We start from the raw sequence: 17,173 nt of genomic DNA on the forward strand, positions 1-17,173 counted from the left end.
CAGTCAAGTTTTATTGGCCTAAGCTTGGCCAAAATTAAAGATGCATTTATTATGAATGTAAATTGATAATACAGAGAGCATCCTATGTCAGCGCAAATCTCCCTCGAACGCAGAGTCGGCGAACTGGTCGCCGAAGACTTCCGTAACGCCCATGTTTTCAGCCGTTTTGGCATCGACTTTTGCTGTGGCGGTGGCCGTTCACTGGCATCGGCCTGCGAGCGAGCCGGCGCCGAGCCCACCGAGGTGTTGCACGCCTTGAGCCAACTGGCCGCAGAGGGCACGCCGGACGATGCCTTGGCCAAATTGCCACTTGGTGAGCTTATCGAGCATATCGAAGCGACTCACCACAAGTACATACGCGATACCGCACCGCTGCTGCTGGAATATGCCCAGAAGATGGTGCGAGCCCACGGTGAGCATTATGAAGAGATTAAACCCTTGGCCGGTTGGATCCGCGCCCTGATTGACGACCTCTTGCCCCACCTGCAAAAAGAGGAACAGATACTGTTTCCGGCCATTCGTGCCCTGAGTCAGGGGCAAGAATTCAACGCCTGTTTCGGCCATATAGGCAATCCTATCCGGGCAATGGAATATGAACATGATGAGGCGGGGCAAATTCTGGCCAAGCTGCAGCAGTTGACCAATCACTACCAGGCCCCAGAGCATGCCTGCACTACCTGGCGGGTATGTTATGCCACCCTGGCCGAGTTCGAAGCCGATCTGCACCGCCACATCCACCTGGAAAATAACCTCTTGTTTCCCAAGGCCCTGGCACTGGTGAACTGAGGGCTGTTCAAATCCCGGCTGACTTGCTACAACTGCAGTAACAGCAGTAAACAAGGAGTCAGTCATGCCGGCTACAGGTTTCATTCTGGACGATATTGAAAATCTGCGTGAGTCCGCCGCGGTGGAGTTCAAGCTCGCCGCCGGACGCCATGGCAAGGGTGCGCTACCGCTGGCGCTGTGGGAAAGCTACAGCGCCTTTGCCAATACCAATGGCGGCGAGATCATTCTTGGTGTCAGGGAGGAAAAGGGCGAGTTTTTTATCGAAGGAATAGCCGAACCCAGGCCCCTTATCGATGAAGCCTGGAAGATACTCAACAATTCACAAAAGATCAGCGCCAATATTCTTGGCCCGGCCGACATTCAGCTGATAGAACTGGCCGGTAAGCAGTTGATCCGCTTTCGGGTTCCCCAAGCCGACTACAGTCAGCAGCCCGTCTATCTGGGGACAGAAGCGATTGGTGGCACCTATATCAGGGTCGGAGATGCCGATATGCGCGCCAGTCCGGCGCAGGTGAAACGCATGCTAAGACGCAAACAGAGACACAGTGTTCAAGCCAGCCAGAGTTCCAGAGTCAAATAGCTTCCCACCAGGGCGATAGCCGAGCCCATGAGTTGCACCACACGTTTGCGCTTGCCATCCGGGTTTATCAAACTGCCGATGATCACCCCGGCAACATGAATGGCCGCCGTTCCCAACAAAAAGCCCATGGCATAAATGCTTGGCCTGGCCAACTCAGGCATTTCAACGCCGTGAGCATGACCGTGAAACAAGGCAAAGACGCCGACAAAGGCCATGGCAAAAGAGATGGGCATCTCACGGTTGAGCGCAATGGCAAGCCCCAGCAGCAATACCGACAGGGCAATACCCGATTCAACAAAAGGGATAGGCATGAGTGACATACCGGCAACCGCGCCCAGGGTCATGAAAAACAGAAATGCCAAAGGTACAGACCAGATGGCACTGCGCCCCAACTGGGTACTGAGAATACCGACACTGAGCATGGCCAACAGATGATCGAACCCCAATACAGGGTGATTGAAACCATCCCAGAAACCACCATCCGCATGCAGCTCGTGTGCTGAAACCGGCAGGCTCAACAGCAACAACAACAGCATGATTATTCGGGATGGCATAGGTTAAACCTCAGAGCACAACGGCAAGGAGCTATACACTAGCACCAAGTCGATGTTAAAAAAATGATAAGAAACTAAAAAAGCGCGCTTTGATGCACGCTTTAATGGTGAGAAATTGTTTCAGGGAGCCAGAGTCAGTGGCTGTGCCCAGGAAACACGCGCCTGTTTCTGTTGGATCAATTGATTGATCAGTTCACGGATCTTAGGTTCGGCATCAATGAACTTGTTCATATTGGCTCCACCCATCCGAGCATCATAGATAGCCTGACCATCGAGTCTACCCTGGTGATACACCTTAATCTCGGCGTATACCATATAAAGCGCCAAGTCCCATGCCCAATTCGCACTGTAGGTTGCAGTCCAATCACATTGATCGGCGGCGTTTAACTCTTGAACCAGTCGATAGCGTATCTGTTTTTCACGCAGCACCTTCTCCACTTCCTGCAAGAAACCTTCCCTGACCTGTGGGTTTTCCAGAATACAGAGGCCTGCATCTTGATGCAGTGCCACGGGATCGACCTGTTGTTTGATGGAGCAAGCACTGAGCCCCAAAAAAGATGTAAGCAGTAGTATGGCGAGTCGTTTTGTCATTTTCTTCTTATCCATAGAGATGGTTACAGCCCGGCCGGGCGCAGCCAATCTACTCAGAAAACACAAAAACGCAACAAAATCACAATAGAAGTGCCAATTCACTCAGAGAATGGAGCCGAATGTGAGGCAGCAGGGTGTTGGCTGCTCTGCAGTTATCACCGGCAAACGCCGGATTGAGCCAGGCAGCCTGACAGCCGGCCTTACGGGCACCTTCGACATCTGTCAGCGGGTGGTCGCCGACATGCAGCAGCGCCTCAGAGGGTAAGGCCAGGCGCTCGGCGGCCAACTGGAACATATCTCCCCAGGGTTTACGTCTGACACCATTGCCCGGATGCAGCACAAACTCAAACATCTCTCCCAGGCCAATTCTGCCGGCATCCACATTGCCATTGGTGATCCCGACCAGGCGAAAACGCTCAGCCAATTGCGAAAGTAAGGCGAGCACTTCCTTTGACACCTTAAAGTCACTGCGCCGCTCAAGGAACAAGGCCAGACCCGCTTTCGCGCCCAGCTTTGCCTTGTGCTTATCATATCCCAGCATCTCCAGCCCAGTTTGCAATAGCGCCAATCGCGCGGCACTGGTGTCATGGGTCAGCTCGGCTTGCTGCAACAAGAGCTGGCGCTTCAATGCCCGCCAGTCTGCAGCCTGCCAATTGCCGCTCCGGGGGTACTCTTTGCCCAGCCACTCGAGCAATGCGCCTTCGGCGGCGGCGATAATTGGCCGGTTATCATAGAGGGTATCGTCAAGATCAAAACTGATGGCTTCGATAGCGCCGGGGCGAAGAAACACCTGCATCACTTGTCCTTTTTGGCTCTGGGGTGAGCGCCGTCATACACCTTGGCCAGATGCTGAAAGTCCAGACTGGTATATATTTGGGTGGTCGCCAGATTGGCGTGTCCCAGCAGCTCCTGCACTGCCCGCAAGTCGCCGCTGGATTCCAGCATATGGGTCGCGAAGGAATGCCTGAGCTTGTGGGGATGCACCCTGGCGGATAACACCTGCTCCTGCCCCCATCGCGCCATGCGCGCCTGAATACTGCGATGCGCCAAGCGCTTGCCCTTGGCGGTCACGAACAGCGCCTGATCTTCACAGGAAATATCCCGGCGGTAATCCAGCCATTGTTGCAGTGCGGCAATGGCGACCGAGCCCACAGGCAGCAGCCGTTCCTTGCCACCTTTACCCATCACCTTGATTTGCTGCTGGGCGAAATCCAGTTGCGGCACATCCAGCGAGGCCAACTCGGCCAGACGCAGCCCTGAGGAGTAACACAGCTCCATCATCGCCTTGTCACGGGCACTGAGGGGATCTGTCACCTCAATATCCAGCAGATGACTGATGCTGTCGGCGTCGAGATTCTTGGGCAGCGGCTTATTCTGTTTCGGGGCGCTCAGTTGCCGGGCGGGATTAATCTTGACCAACTCTTCAAGCAGCAGAAATTCGTAGAACTGCTTGACCGCCGACAGGCACAGAGACAAAGAGCGGGGGCTGAGCCCCTGACGATGTAACTTGGCCAACACAGCACTCAACTGGGGATCGGTTACCTGGTCCCAATCAATATCCTGCGGCAGCAGCCCGGCAACCCGTTGCAGTTCGCGCAGATAGTTGCGGGCTGTGTAAGGAGACAGCTGCCGCTCGGCACTGAGATGGCGCTCGAAGCGGCTAAGCCAGGGAGAATCCTGTTTAACGGCCATCAGAGCTTGGGCAGCAGATGGTCCAACAGCTGCCGCAACTGATCCAGCAGCATATTGTCCATCTCCGGATGGAAGTGGGTCACATCGGCACTGGCGATAGCAAAGATCACCTGGCCATTTTGTTCCGACAGCCGTGCCAGTGACACTGAGCCGACTTCGGAGCCGAACAAACGCTTGGACTCCTCCTTGGTCAAGCGACCAAAGTAATAGCCGTGCTGCAGTCGCTTACGCCAGATGGCCGAGAGCTCTGAGTCGATATCATGCACGGTAATCAGGCGGACATGGCTGAAGTTAAAGGCCTCTTTAAGCTCGGCGCACAGCACCTGCCTCAGCTCGCCCATATCTTCGCAATCGAGTAACTTCAATGAAAGCTGGGTATTGAAGCGGAAAATTTTCTCATTGCGGCTGGCCATGCCAAGCAGCGCGGTGATCTCCTCTTCCAGCTGCTGTACCCGGCTGCGCAGCAGCTCCTGCCGCCGCTCTACCAGAGAAACAGTGCCACGCTCGCCGTGGGGCAGACGCATAGCCAACAGCAGCTCGGGGTGACGGCAGAAAAACTCCGGATTATCCAACAGATATTCACGGATGATCTGCTCATCAAAAGGTGGATTGAGCTTAGCTTTGGCGTCTGTCATATCTGTATCTGTCCGTCGTATACCTGTTCGGCCGGGCCTGTCATCCACAGCGGCTTGCCCTCACCGTCCCATTTGATTGTCAGGGTGCCGCCGGGCAGGTCGACCTGCACAGTGTTGCCCAGCTTGCCCTGCAATTGGCCCACCACTGCAGCCGCACAGGCACCACTGCCACAGGCCAGGGTTTCGGCGGCGCCGCGCTCATAAACCCTGAGCTTGATATGGCCCTTGTTGAGCACCTGCATAAAGCCGACATTGACCCCTTTGGGGAAGCGTTCGTGATTGGTCAGTTGCGCGCCGATAACATCGACATCTGTGGCAGCCACATCCTCGACTTCCAGCACGCAGTGGGGGTTACCCATGGAGACTGCACCGCAGAGGAAGGTTTGCCCTTCGGTTGGCAAAAGGTAGGTCTTTTCGGCCTTTTTGGCCTTGAAGGGGATCCGCGCCGGATCCAAGATAGGTACGCCCATATTGACGGTGACATTGCCATCGCGCTCCAGGCGCAGGGTCATCTTGCCGGATGAGGTGCTGACCTTGATCTTGTATTTCTGGGTCAGGCCCTTGTTGCGAACAAAGCGGGCAAAGCAGCGGGCGCCGTTGCCACACTGTTCGACCTCGCTGCCATCGGCATTGAAGATACGATAATGAAAGTCCAGATCCGGATCATAGGGCGGCTCGACCAGCAGCAGTTGATCGAAACCGATACCGAAGTTGCGGTCGGCCAGGCGCCGGATCTGCTCCGGCGAAAAGTACACATTCTGAGTCACGCCATCGACGACCATAAAGTCGTTGCCCAGACCATGCATCTTAGTGAAGTGGATCAAGATTACTCCTAGGTTCCAACGCCTACAGCGGGAAAGTACTCACACTAGTTTACGGCAGCAAGTGCTCACCTTGCCACAGTTGTTCCAGCTTTTCCCGTTCACGCACCAGATAATGTTCACTGCCATCGACCATGACTTCAGCCGCTCGCGGACGGGTGTTGTAGTTGGAGGACATCACAAAGCCATAAGCACCGCTGGAGCGCACCGCCAGCAGGTCGTTGGCTTGCAGCACCAAGGCGCGCGATTTACCCAGAAAATCCCCGGTTTCACACACTGGGCCGACTATGTCGTATTCCCGGCTTTCACCCTCTCTTGGCTGCACCGGGATAATCTGCTGCCAGGCGCTGTAGAGTGACGGGCGGATAAGGTCATTCATGGCACCGTCCACTATCGCAAAATGCTTGCCGGCATTCTCTTTCTGGAACAATACCTGGGTGACAAAGATCCCGGCATTGGCGGCAATCGCCCTGCCCGGTTCGAAAATTAGCTTCAGTGGTCGTTCACCCAGACGCTCGAGCAATGCGGCGGCATACTTGTCCGGTTGTGGCGGGGTTTCTTCATCATAGGTGACCCCCAGGCCACCGCCCACGTCCAGATGCTCAATCACTATGCCTTTTTCTGCCAGCCTATCGATCAATGCCAGCATTCTGTCCATGGCATCGAGAAACGGCCTGAGTTCAGTAAGCTGTGAGCCGATATGGCAGTCGGCGCCCTTGATGGTCAAGTGCGGCAAGGATTGCACCTGCAGGAAGGCTTCCTCGGCTTCATCCATGGCGATACCGAACTTGTTTTCTTTCAGGCCGGTAGAGATATAGGGGTGAGTACCGGCATCCACATCCGGGTTGATCCGCAAGGAAACCGGCGCCTGTTTACCCAAAGAGCCTGCCACTTCGTTGAGCAGTTCAAGCTCGGCGCGGGACTCGACATTGAAGCAATATATGCCCAGCTCCAAAGCCAGTTTCATTTCCGCCGCTGTCTTGCCAACACCGGAAAACACCACCTTGGCCGGATCGCCACCTGCGGTGATTACCCGGGTCAGTTCTCCGCCTGAGACAATATCAAAGCCACTACCAAGGCGTGCCAACACATTGAGCACCGCCAGATTGGAGTTGGCCTTGACCGCATAGCAGATAAGGTGCGGATGAGTGGCCACGGCTCTGTCAAAGGCATGCCAATGGCGCTCCAGTGTCGCCCGCGAATAGACATACAAAGGCGTACCATATTGAGCCGCCAAATCGGCCACGGCACAGTCCTCGGCATACAGAGCCTGAGCTTGATACTGAAAATGATCCAATTAGTTTTCCTCTGTCGATTGCTGGGGTTGCTCGGTTTGTTCCGCCTGGGATTGGTTGTCCGGCAGATCCGGGCTCTTGTATAGCGCACCTTTTTGACCACAACCAAGCAGCAACAGGCTAGCAAGCATCAGGGATAAAAACAGTCTCATTTTACTCAACATCTGGGCAGCAGGATTACATTAGCCTTATAATCGCATTCATCTTGATGAAAGCAAAGGACAGATATTCCATGGCAATGACAGATACCGAATATCATCAGCTCGCCGATGAAATGTTCGACCGGATAGAAACCGCAATTGAGAATGCAATCGATGAGCAGGATGCCGATGTTGATATCGACGCTTCAGGCAACGTGCTGCAACTCGAGTTCGCCGACAGCTCCAAAATCGTGATCAACAAGCAGGAGCCGCTGCACCAGATCTGGGTAGCAACCCGTTTCGGTGGTTATCACTTTGGCTATGTCGACGGTAAATGGATAGATGAGCGCAACGGCGGCGAATTTATGCCCTTCGTCAGAGAGTCCATCAGCCGTCAGGGCGGAATAGAACTGTCGTTCTGATGATTTAGGGGCGGTCAGAACTCTGTCTGCGCCGCCCTTGCCGTGACCCCGAAAGGCACCACATCCAGATTACCGCTCTGGCGCACCAGGCGGAAAAACTGCGGAAAGTTGAAGTGATTTTTAAGACTCAGGACTTCGCCAAAGGCGTAATGCTGGGTAACAGTATTCACCAATTCACTGACATCCGGATTGCTGTGCACATAGTGGCTCAAGCCATTTCCTTCATCCAATACAAACACGTCCAACTCGTCTTCCCGGCTGCGCAGAAAATACTGTATCACCCCTTTCACCGCATAATTTTGGATAACCTCAGGCACCTTGACCCAAGGGTCATTGGCAAGCTCAGGCCTTGGCAAACTCTGTAACTCGCCCCTGGCCAACTGACGATAGAGGGACTTCACATCGCTGAGATCCCGGTAACTCATGCCCTTGGCATCGAAAAACAGGCCATATTTCTTTTCACCCAGTTGCAGTGGCTGCACCAGGGTCTTTGACGGACAGGCATCTTTTATCAGTCGGTGCACCTGCTTGAGAATATCCACTACAGTTTGTTCCAGCTGGGACTGCAGCTTTTGCGAAGCACTGACGACATCGAAGGCCACCTGTTGTGGCGCCCTTCTCATGCCTGGAGTGGCAAAGGCGATGGCCTCCAGCAGAGCCTGCTCACCGACAAAGCTGTGACAATGCCATTCCCCCCAGGAGTTGAGGCTCATCAGTTGCACCGACCCCAGTAAACTGGTTGCCGGTTTTCCTGTCGCCAGTAGGTTGCTGCCCATGAGTTCCAGCATCAAGGTCTGGCCCTGCCAATGCTCGCTGGGATCCTGCTCCAGATTGAGGATCCACACCAATTTGCGATAATGCCAAGGCTGGCACAGATCCAATTTCGACACCCGCCACTTCTTGTCTTCGGTGTAAGGCAGTAGCCGTTCAGCCACCTGGTTAAGACGCCGGCACCGCAGACGACCCGCGCCGTATTCAAACCAGCGGCTATTGACAGTGGCCACCCCATTGAGACAAGCCCAAATCATCAAGGAGGCGGCATTATCGGCCTGATAGATGGCCACTTCGCCCATAAACTGCCGCGGCTCAGGTGACAGACGATAGAGATGACAACGACCATCCTGCTCGCTGCGGACTATAGTCAGATTCGGCTCTGCCAGCGACTGACTCCAAAGCCGGTTGAGCCGCAGTATCTGCTGCTTGTCCTCACTGAAATAGGTGTGCAGCTTACGGGTCAGTAGCCCCAAATCTTCCACTTTAAAGTACTCGCTCAGCCTGTGGGTCGAAGCGAAATGCAACAGGGTCTGGTAGCTGGCCAGCATCAACTCGTTGAGCTGGGCGTTGAACCACTGCAGTTGGCCACTGTGCCAGTGTTCACAATCATCCAGGGTGGTCAGCAGGCTCTGGGGCCATTCCCACTGTTCAACCAACTGCTTGAGCTTGTGGTAGCGCCAATCGTGACACTGCTCGACATCACTGAGCCTGATACCACATTTGAGGTAAAAGCAGCGGCGCACTATCTCCAGCCGACGCTCGTCTCCCACTTTAAGCAGATAAGATTCGATATATTGATACAGGAGCAGATAGGCATCGTTGGCGTTGGAAAAGTCACCGGCCAAAGTTCTCAACCACACCCATTCGCTGACCAGATTGGTTTGTGGATAATTACTGGCATAGGCTTCCAGCAGCAGCACCTTGAGCAGGGCCTTGTGCGGCTTGTCCAGACCTTTATAGAGCTGCCATAAAGAGGCACCAAAATACTCATTGGCCGGCAGTTGGTGCACATCCCCAAGGAACAGAAAGTCATTACAGGACTGGGCATTGGGCCACCAGGCGACAGTCTTGCCAGCCAGGCGGATATGGCTGCGATAGAACTCTTCCAGCAGCAACCAATGCTGGGCACTGCCGCTGTGTTCATGCCCCAATAGCTCCCATTCGGCGTCCTGATAGCAAGTTTCATCACGGCAAAACTGCCGCGGGTGTACCAGATAAAAGTTCACCTCGAATTGAAAGCCGGCAAACCAGCGGGTGAGTTTTAGGCTCTTCTCCCGCAGCAGTTCCACTTCTTCCTGGGTTAGCCCGGCGTCATAGACCAACCAGACATCTACATCACTCTTGGGGTTCTGGCCAAAACTGGCGGTGCTGCCCATTACGTAAACCCCTTCCAGTACAGGGCTGGCATGCAGTGAGTCTTCGAGCAGTGGCAACTTGAGAGTAGCGAGCGATTCTTTGAGCTCGACTGAGTGTTGGAACCCCTTGATACCGCAGGGCGTCATGGGGCCGTTGTATCCGGGCAAGCGGTTGTGATGCTGATGCAACAACAGAGGGATCAGGTTAAACAGATGCCTTTGCAGTGGGGAAAACAGCGCCTGAGCACGGGCCAAACGCACTCGATTGAGGCGCTCGGCGTATTCGGCGTATTGTCGCTGACGCTCGATCATCCGAATTTCACTATCCCTGAACCAGTTAGATGATCATGCTAACACTTTTAAGGTAGCAGGCAAGTAATGAGATCAAGATCACACTATTTGGCGAAAATTTAACGTGCCCACTTCAAAGATTGAGCAGCGTTCGGTGCCATTCTCCAATGGGCAATGTTAGCATTGGCGCATTTAACGTACTCTCACGGAAAAGATTGGCATGTCAGAAAATCGCATTCGCATAGCAACACGTAAAAGCCCTCTCGCCATGTGGCAGGCAGAATTTGTCAAAGCCGAGCTGGAACGCATTCACCCCGGGCTGACAGTAGAACTGCTGCCAATGAGCACCAAGGGTGATGTCATCCTGGATACTCCTCTGGCCAAAGTGGGCGGCAAGGGGCTGTTCGTTAAAGAGCTGGAAGTCGCCATGCTGGAAGACCAGGCGGATATCGCCGTGCATTCCATGAAAGATGTGCCGGTTGAGTTTCCCGAAGGGCTGGGGCTGGAAGTGATCTGCGAACGTGAAGATCCCCGTGATGCCTTCGTTTCCAACAGCTACAAGAGTATAGATGAACTGCCTCAAGGCGCGGTTGTGGGTACTTCAAGCCTGCGTCGTCAGTGTCAGCTCAGAGCCCGTCGCCCGGACCTTATCATCAAAGATCTGCGCGGCAACGTGGGAACCCGTCTGGGTAAACTGGATGCCGGTGAATATGATGCCATCATTCTGGCTGCTGCCGGGCTTATTCGCTTGAAATTATCAGAGCGTATCGCCAGCTTTATCAGCGCCGAAGAATCACTGCCGGCCAACGGCCAGGGTGCTGTGGGCATCGAATGTCGCACCGACGATGAGCGGGTAAAAGCCTTGTTGGCACCGCTTGAGCATAAAGAAACCCGCTATCGCGTACTGGCAGAACGGGCCATGAATACACGTTTGGAAGGGGGGTGCCAGGTCCCCATTGGTGCCTATGCCGAAATCCAGGGCGAACAACTGAGCCTCAGAGGCTTGGTAGGTAATCCGGATGGCTCCGAGGTGATCACAGGTCAAGTCAGCGGTCACCAAGACGAGGCCATAGCCCTGGGCAACGCCCTTGCAGAAGAACTGCTGAGCAAAGGCGCCAAAACCATATTGGATGCCGTTTACGGCAAATAACAAGGCGGCACCATGAGAGTGTTGTTGACGCGCCCCGAGGGGCGCAATCACGCCATGGAACAGGCGCTGACAGAAAGGGGCATACCTTTTATGGTGACCCCTCTCTTGGCTGTTGAGGCCACGGAGGATAAAGGTATCTCTCCTGCCGAGGTCCTTGATGCCGACATCATTGTGTTTGTCAGCACCAATGCGGTGCATTTCGGTACTCAGGCTCTCAATGCTCCCTGGCCGTCACATATTCAATATTTTGCCGTCGGCGAAGCCACTTTCGAGGCCTTCGCACAGTATGACATCCGGGGCCATAAAGCGCCGGACGACAATCAACAGACCGAAGGCCTGTTAACCCTGCCGGGTTTGCAACCCGAAGCGGTAAAACACAAGAAAGTGGTCATTATTCGCGGCAACGGTGGCCGGGAAGTACTGGGACAAACACTCCAGCAATATGGGGCGTCGGTTCAATTCTGGGAAGTCTACCGCCGCACTTGTCCTGCCTATGATGCAGTACAACTGGTCAAGGAATGGCAAGACTTTGGAATAGATACCATAGTACTCAGCAGCGCCGAGAGCCTGATGAACCTTATCCGACTGCTGCCAAAAGAGTATTTTGCTTGGCTGCAAGCATGTCATATTATAGTTCCCAGTATTCGGGTGGTAGATAAGGCCGTGGTCGCCGGATTAACTCAAGTGACCGATGCCACGGCAGCCAACAGTAAAGCCGTACTCAAGGCATTGAGGCTCTAGTTTCCCCCCTCCCGATTTCCAGCCCTATTGTCGCGTTAAAGGACTGCATTAATGGATAACAGTAAGCCAGAAGTCGGGAGCGATACCCCCGCACTGCCTACCCAACCCTTGGGTACCACAGAGCAAGAAAACCCAGCGGCGACCGCCAAGCGCAGCTCATGGCCCCTGAGACTGACGCTGCTATTGAGCCTGTTGCTGGCACTGCTGGCCTGCGCCATAGGTGCTTATCTCTTTTGGCAACTACAGCAACAGCAAGCCGCCAATGCGCAACTGGCAACCACTCTAGAACAAGTCAAACAAGCTCCAGAGGCCAGATTGCAGGCACTGGAGCAGCAACTGAGAAGTGACCGGCAGCAAAATCAACAGCAGCAAGGTGCCATAGAACAACTGAGCGATGCCCAGCAGCAGATGCAAACCCGCATCGCCACTCTGGCACAGCGTAACCCCAACCATTGGATGGCGGCAGAAGCCGAATATCTGGTGCGGATGGCGGGACGTAAACTGTGGCTGGAGAAAGATCCGCAAACGGCAACCGGCCTGTTACAGGCTGCCGATGAGCGAATTGCTGCCATGCAGGAGCCATCTCTCATGCCTCTGCGTCGCGCCCTCGCCAACGATATGGCGGCGGTCAGCGCCATCAAGAATGCCGATATCGCAGGTACAGTGTTTACCCTCGATGGCATTATTACCAAGTTGGACAAGTTGCCACTCAATCGTGTCGGCAGCCAGCAAATGGAGCAGGAAGCAGAAAACAAGATGTCTGACTCCATAGGTGATTGGCAGAGCAACCTGTCCAAGACCTGGAGCGCACTGAAGGAAGATTTCTTCACTATCCGCAAGATAAGCTCAGATATCACTCCGCTGCTGTCTCCCCAGCAGGAATGGTATTTATTCGAGAATATCCGCAATAAGCTGCTGCAGTCACAACTGGCCCTCTATCAATATGACGAGCTCAACTACCGCCAGTCATTGGCCATGGCCCGCAAGTGGATCCAGCAATATTTCGATCTCGACGATCCACGCACTGAAGAAGTGCTGACTGCAATCAATGCTTTGTCCAGTCTGCAACTGGATCCCATCAATCTGACAAAATTTGAATCCAGCGCCCAACTCAAACAGTTGGTCACCTATGGCGAACTCATGCCGGGGGCTGAACTATGATAAGAGTACTCATCTATCTGGTGATTATTCTGGCTGGTGCCTGTCTGAGTCCGCTTTTTGCCGGCAAAACGGGCTATGTCTATATCGCCTTTATGGACTGGCAGCTGGAAACCAATCTGCTGTTTGCCGTTATGGCACTCATCATCTTCTTTGCTCTACTGCAGTTGCTGGAATGGCTACTGGTCACTGTGCTGAATCTGGTATTAAGCAGTCGTTACCTGCCGCGGCGCTGGCGCCGCAATGCCGCCCGCAAGTACACGCTCACCGGCGCACTGGCGTTGGCAGAAGAGGATTGGCCAGCGGCCGAAAAAGCGATGCAAAAAGGCGCCGAAGCCGGTGAACTGCCGGCTCTCAATTATCTGGCTGCCGCCAGAGCGGCCCAAAGACAGTTCAAGAATGAAGAGCGGGACGACTACTTGAATAAGGCCGCCCAGTTGCCACTGGCGACCCAGGCGGTAACCACCACCAGAGTGCGCTACTACATGCAGCAAGGCGAGCTGGAAAAGGCCCGCGAGCAGTTGGACAAACTGCAACCCAGCAGCAAGAGCAAGGCTCCGGTACTGCAACTGGCACTGGAGCTTTACCAGAGCCAGCTTGACTGGCAGGCTCTGAAACTGTTACTGCCGGCGCTGCGCAAAAAGCAGATCCTGGATAATGAGGAATACGAGCTCCTGAACCAGAGGGTAAATAATGCTTTGCTGGCCCAGGCAGCCCTTCGCAGCGAGCAGGAACTGGAAAAGTGTTGGCACTGGCTTAGCCGCCAGGAACGCAGCCAACAAGCCAATATGGCACAATATGCCTTGGGGCTTGCCAGCTTCAACCGCCGTGACGAAGCCCTGAAACTACTGAACAAGGCGCTAAAGAAGGAACCTTGCGCCTCTGTACTTGAAGTTTTGCCGAAGGTTTTTGAAGCCCAGGACAGTGAAACCCTGAAACTGCTGAAGAACTTGGAACCCAAGCTAGAGAACCATGCCGATTACCAACACTGCATGGCCCAAATTCATGAACTCTGCCGTGAATTCAGTCTGGCCCGAGCCGCATGGGAACGCTTGTGTCACTTACTGCCACGTAAAGAATACTGGCTGGCCTTGGCCAGACTTCAAGAGCAGTTGGCCGATCATCAAGGGGCTTTCAATAGCTACAAGCAAGCCGCCAAGAGCGACTAATCGCTAGACCTTTTCGTAATAAAAAAGCCACTTATTTAGTGGCTTTTTTATTAGCCATCACAAAATTATCTGCACGCATACCGTAACCGCATGAATGCGAGATAGATTCTCCAAAGCGGACAAATTGTCTCTTAACAACCTTTCAACCGCGATCGATGTCACATATTTGACAGCCTTAGTTTCAACCTCAGACTTAATAATTAATACCTTTAGCTGACGCTCGTGGGCACAGAGTGACCTTGCCGTCAGTATTTGCGTGCAAAGGAGTATGAGTTATGGGCGTCGCAATCAGTAAGCAAGACGCGGTTGTCACCAATTTGGTTGGGCAACTCAAGGCCAAGGACGAAAATGGCAATATCCGCGATTTGAGTATCGGGGATCTCATCCGTAATGGTGAAGAGATCATCTTCACCGCAAACGATACCTTCACTATCGAATATGCCGATGGTACAAGGCTGACAGAGCAAAATGCGCAGCCCAGCGCTCAACCTCAGCCGGATACCGCGGCCGCAGATGTCGCCCAATTCGCCAACAGTGGAGTCGATGCCGAGATAGCCGCACTGCAGGCTCAGATACTTGCTGGTGACGACCCTACGGCAAATCTGCCTGCTACCGCAGCCGGGGCCGGAACAGCCGGTAACCAAGGTGATTTCGGCTATGTTGCCGTAGATAGGGACGGGTCAGAGTTATTGGCCAGCGCAGGCTACGACACCAGTGGCTTTGACCAAACCGCCATTACCACTCAAGAAGAAATACTGCTTGAGGACCTTCCCCTGACTGGCCCCTCGCTCACTAGCAGCGCAGCCACACTCTCAGATGCCAACCTGCCAACAGGGACCACTCCATCACCCGCCGCCTTGACCCAAACCGGTAACTTGAGCTTTAGTGCCGCGGCCGGCGTGGCAAGCTTGACCCTGGATGGGGTTGCCATTGTCTCAGGCGGAGTTTTTAATGGCCCTGTCAGTATCAATACCGAATACGGCGTGCTCACCATCAACGCCGTTGACCTGATAAACGGCAATATCAGCTACAGCTTTACCCTCAATTCCGCGGTTGACCACAGTTCAAGTGATGACTTCTCCCAGGCTTTCAACCTGATATTGACCGATCTAGAAGGAAACAGTGTCGGTAATACCCTTACCATCTCGGTACTGGATGACGCTCCAAGCGGCCAGGATGACGTAAACAGTGTAGATGAAGACTCACTACTGGCCATTAGTGGCAATCTGCTCGACAACGATGTTCAGGGTGGTGATACCGCACAGGTAACAGCCGCTGGCAGTGACGGCAACCTTGATAATGCCGTATCCAATCAAAGCCAGGTTTCAGGCAGCTACGGCCTGCTGACCCTCAATGCCGATGGCAGTTACAGCTATCAAATTAACTCTGCAGCACAAGCGGTTCAGGCGCTCGCTCAGGGAGAATCCCTGACGGAAGTCTTCTCCTATCTGCTGACCGATGCCGATGGTGATACCAGCGTCCAGACCTTGACTATCACTATCACTGGCACCAACGATGTGCCTGTGATCAGCACACCCCAGCCGGGTGAGGCCGATGGTGCTGTGCGAGAAGCCGGCCAGTTCGATGACGGCAGCATAGACCCAGGTACCCCGGGTGTCAGTGGCCAACTCAGCGCCAGCGATGTGGATAATGGTGCCGTGCTTATTTGGTCCGGCAGTGCCGACAGCCCACTTGGCAGCTTCAGCATAGATGCCGCCACCGGCGCCTGGAATTATCAGCTCGATAACGCTGCAGCCGACGGCCTGCTAGAAGGCGAAATTCGCACCGAAACATTCTCTGTTACTGTAACGGATGAGTTTGGCGCCAGTGCCGAGCAACTGGTCACTATTACCATCATAGGTACCAATGACGCCCCCATTCTCAGCGCCGATAGCAGCGGCAGTATTACAGAAGATCTTGATGTCATCAATGGTATGCTCAGTGACAGCGGCAGCTTAAGCTTCACCGATGTGGATATTGGTGACAGCCATGTTGTCAGCAGCAGCTACAATGGCGATGTCAGCTGGAGCGGCGGCGCCCTGGATCAAGCCACCCAGGATGTCCTGGCTGCTGGCTTCAGTGCCGACAACTCCGGCTGGAGCTATGATATCGCCAACAGCTTGGTGCAGTTTCTCGCTGTCGGTGAAACCATCACCTTGAGCTTCACGCTGACGGTCACCGACGCCTTTGGCGCCAGTGATTCACAACCCGTCACTCTGACCATCACCGGCACCAACGATGGCCCCGTAATTAACCCTCCTGGCGAGGGCGATGCCGACGGCACTGTGCGTGAAGCCGGTCAATTTGACGATAGCAGCGTCGATCCCGGAACTCCGGGTGTCAGTGGCCAACTCAGCGCCAGCGATGTGGACAACGGTGCAGATCTGACTTGGTCCGGTAGTGCCGACAGCCCACTTGGCAGCTTCAGTGTTGATGCCGCCACCGGCGCCTGGAATTATCAGCTCGATAACGCCGCCGTTGATGGTTTACTGGAAGGCGAGATTCGCACTGAAACCTTCACTGTCACAGTGACAGATGAGTATGGCGCCAGCGCCGAGCAACTGGTCACTATTACCATCATAGGCACCAATGACGCACCTATTCTCAGCGCTGACGCAAGTGGCGCCGTCATTGAAGATCTTGATGTCATCAATGGTATGCTCAGCGACAGCGGCGATTTGAGCTTCACCGATGTGGATATTGGTGACAGCCATGTTGTCAGCAGCAGCTACAATGGCGATGCGAGCTGGAGCGGCGGCGCTCTGGCTCAAGCCACCCAGGATGCGCTGGCGGCCGGCTTTAGCGCCGACAACTCCGGTTGGAGCTATGACATCGCCAACAGCCTGGTGCAGTTCCTCGCCGTCGGCGAAACCATCACCTTGAGCTTCACACTAACAGTCACCGATGCCTTTGGCGCCAGTGATTCACAACCCGTCACTCTAACCATCACCGGCACCAATGATGCGCCGGTGCTGACAATCGATATGAGCGGCGCGGTCACCGAGGATGTCGATGTCGT

Annotated in this window: 17 protein-coding genes; 8 read left to right on the forward strand and 9 right to left on the reverse strand. The window is 54.4% G+C overall.

The window, feature by feature from the left end; genetic code table 11:
• Positions 1–84: 84 nt before the first annotated feature.
• On the forward strand, positions 85–786 hold the full coding sequence (ric, locus tag N512_RS0119660; RefSeq protein ID WP_028781402.1) for an iron-sulfur cluster repair di-iron protein: 702 nt from the start codon (positions 85–87) through the stop codon (positions 784–786).
• A 64-nt stretch (positions 787–850) separates the two neighbouring features.
• The gene (locus tag N512_RS0119665) at positions 851–1,366 is read left to right on the forward strand and encodes an AlbA family DNA-binding domain-containing protein (protein WP_028781403.1); all 516 of its coding nucleotides are present in this window, start codon (positions 851–853) and stop codon (positions 1,364–1,366) included.
• Here N512_RS0119665 and N512_RS0119670 read toward each other — a convergent pair.
• The 8 genes from N512_RS0119670 to lptM form a co-directional block, all read right to left on the reverse strand.
• Positions 1,336–1,920: a HupE/UreJ family protein gene (locus tag N512_RS0119670; RefSeq protein ID WP_028781404.1), complete on the reverse strand. Its 585-nt coding sequence runs from the start codon at positions 1,918–1,920 to the stop codon at positions 1,336–1,338. The two genes, N512_RS0119665 and N512_RS0119670, sit on opposite strands and share 31 nt — an antisense overlap.
• 120 nt (positions 1,921–2,040) lie before the next feature.
• Positions 2,041–2,511 (reverse strand): Sbal_3080 family lipoprotein, encoded by a 471-nt coding sequence (locus N512_RS0119675; RefSeq protein WP_025889827.1) that lies wholly within the window; start codon positions 2,509–2,511, stop codon positions 2,041–2,043.
• Between the two features lie 79 nt (positions 2,512–2,590).
• Entirely contained in the window at positions 2,591–3,307 is a 717-nt protein-coding gene (locus tag N512_RS0119680) for an HAD-IA family hydrolase (RefSeq protein ID WP_028781405.1), read from the reverse strand.
• Positions 3,307–4,203, reverse strand: a complete 897-nt coding sequence (gene xerC, locus N512_RS0119685) for a tyrosine recombinase XerC (RefSeq protein ID WP_028781406.1) — start codon at positions 4,201–4,203, stop codon at positions 3,307–3,309. The genes N512_RS0119680 and xerC overlap by 1 nt, the downstream gene beginning before the upstream one ends.
• Entirely contained in the window at positions 4,203–4,838 is a 636-nt protein-coding gene (locus N512_RS0119690; RefSeq protein ID WP_025011355.1) for a DUF484 family protein, read from the reverse strand. Before N512_RS0119690 ends, xerC begins: the two co-directional genes overlap by 1 nt.
• Entirely contained in the window at positions 4,835–5,662 is an 828-nt protein-coding gene (gene dapF, locus N512_RS0119695; RefSeq protein WP_025889830.1) for a diaminopimelate epimerase, read from the reverse strand. The genes N512_RS0119690 and dapF overlap by 4 nt, the downstream gene beginning before the upstream one ends.
• A 49-nt stretch (positions 5,663–5,711) precedes the next feature.
• On the reverse strand, positions 5,712–6,956 hold the full coding sequence (gene lysA, locus N512_RS0119700) for a diaminopimelate decarboxylase (protein WP_028781407.1): 1,245 nt from the start codon (positions 6,954–6,956) through the stop codon (positions 5,712–5,714).
• Positions 6,957–7,106, reverse strand: a complete 150-nt coding sequence (gene lptM, locus N512_RS24570) for an LPS translocon maturation chaperone LptM (protein WP_162887842.1) — start codon at positions 7,104–7,106, stop codon at positions 6,957–6,959. It lies immediately after the preceding gene.
• Between the two features lie 80 nt (positions 7,107–7,186).
• Between lptM and cyaY the strand changes: the two genes are divergently transcribed.
• Positions 7,187–7,516 (forward strand): iron donor protein CyaY, encoded by a 330-nt coding sequence (gene cyaY, locus N512_RS0119710; protein WP_025011356.1) that lies wholly within the window; start codon positions 7,187–7,189, stop codon positions 7,514–7,516.
• Positions 7,517–7,530: 14 nt separating this feature from the next.
• On the opposite strand, the gene N512_RS0119715 is transcribed toward cyaY, so the two are convergent.
• Positions 7,531–9,954: a class I adenylate cyclase gene (locus tag N512_RS0119715; protein WP_028781408.1), complete on the reverse strand. Its 2,424-nt coding sequence runs from the start codon at positions 9,952–9,954 to the stop codon at positions 7,531–7,533.
• 202 nt (positions 9,955–10,156) lie between these two features.
• Here N512_RS0119715 and hemC point away from each other — a divergent pair, with 202 nt between their 5' ends.
• The 5 genes from hemC to N512_RS0119740 form a co-directional block, all read left to right on the forward strand.
• Positions 10,157–11,086 carry a hydroxymethylbilane synthase gene (hemC, locus tag N512_RS0119720; protein WP_028781409.1) on the forward strand — a complete coding sequence of 310 codons (930 nt, stop codon included), beginning with the start codon at positions 10,157–10,159 and terminating at the stop codon, positions 11,084–11,086.
• Positions 11,087–11,098: 12 nt separating this feature from the next.
• Positions 11,099–11,827 (forward strand): uroporphyrinogen-III synthase, encoded by a 729-nt coding sequence (locus tag N512_RS0119725; protein WP_028781410.1) that lies wholly within the window; start codon positions 11,099–11,101, stop codon positions 11,825–11,827.
• 51 nt (positions 11,828–11,878) lie between these two features.
• Positions 11,879–12,988 carry a uroporphyrinogen-III C-methyltransferase gene (locus N512_RS23490; protein ID WP_051472889.1) on the forward strand — a complete coding sequence of 370 codons (1,110 nt, stop codon included), beginning with the start codon at positions 11,879–11,881 and terminating at the stop codon, positions 12,986–12,988.
• Positions 12,985–14,154, forward strand: a complete 1,170-nt coding sequence (locus N512_RS0119735; protein ID WP_028781411.1) for a heme biosynthesis HemY N-terminal domain-containing protein — start codon at positions 12,985–12,987, stop codon at positions 14,152–14,154. The genes N512_RS23490 and N512_RS0119735 overlap by 4 nt, the downstream gene beginning before the upstream one ends.
• 275 nt (positions 14,155–14,429) lie before the next feature.
• Positions 14,430–17,173, forward strand: a 2,744-nt coding sequence (locus tag N512_RS0119740) for a retention module-containing protein (RefSeq protein WP_028781412.1), incomplete at its 3' end; no start/stop codon positions are given.

It is taken from the genome of Shewanella sp. 38A_GOM-205m (assembly GCF_000518445.1).
Classification (GTDB): Bacteria; Pseudomonadota; Gammaproteobacteria; order Enterobacterales; family Shewanellaceae; genus Shewanella; species Shewanella algae.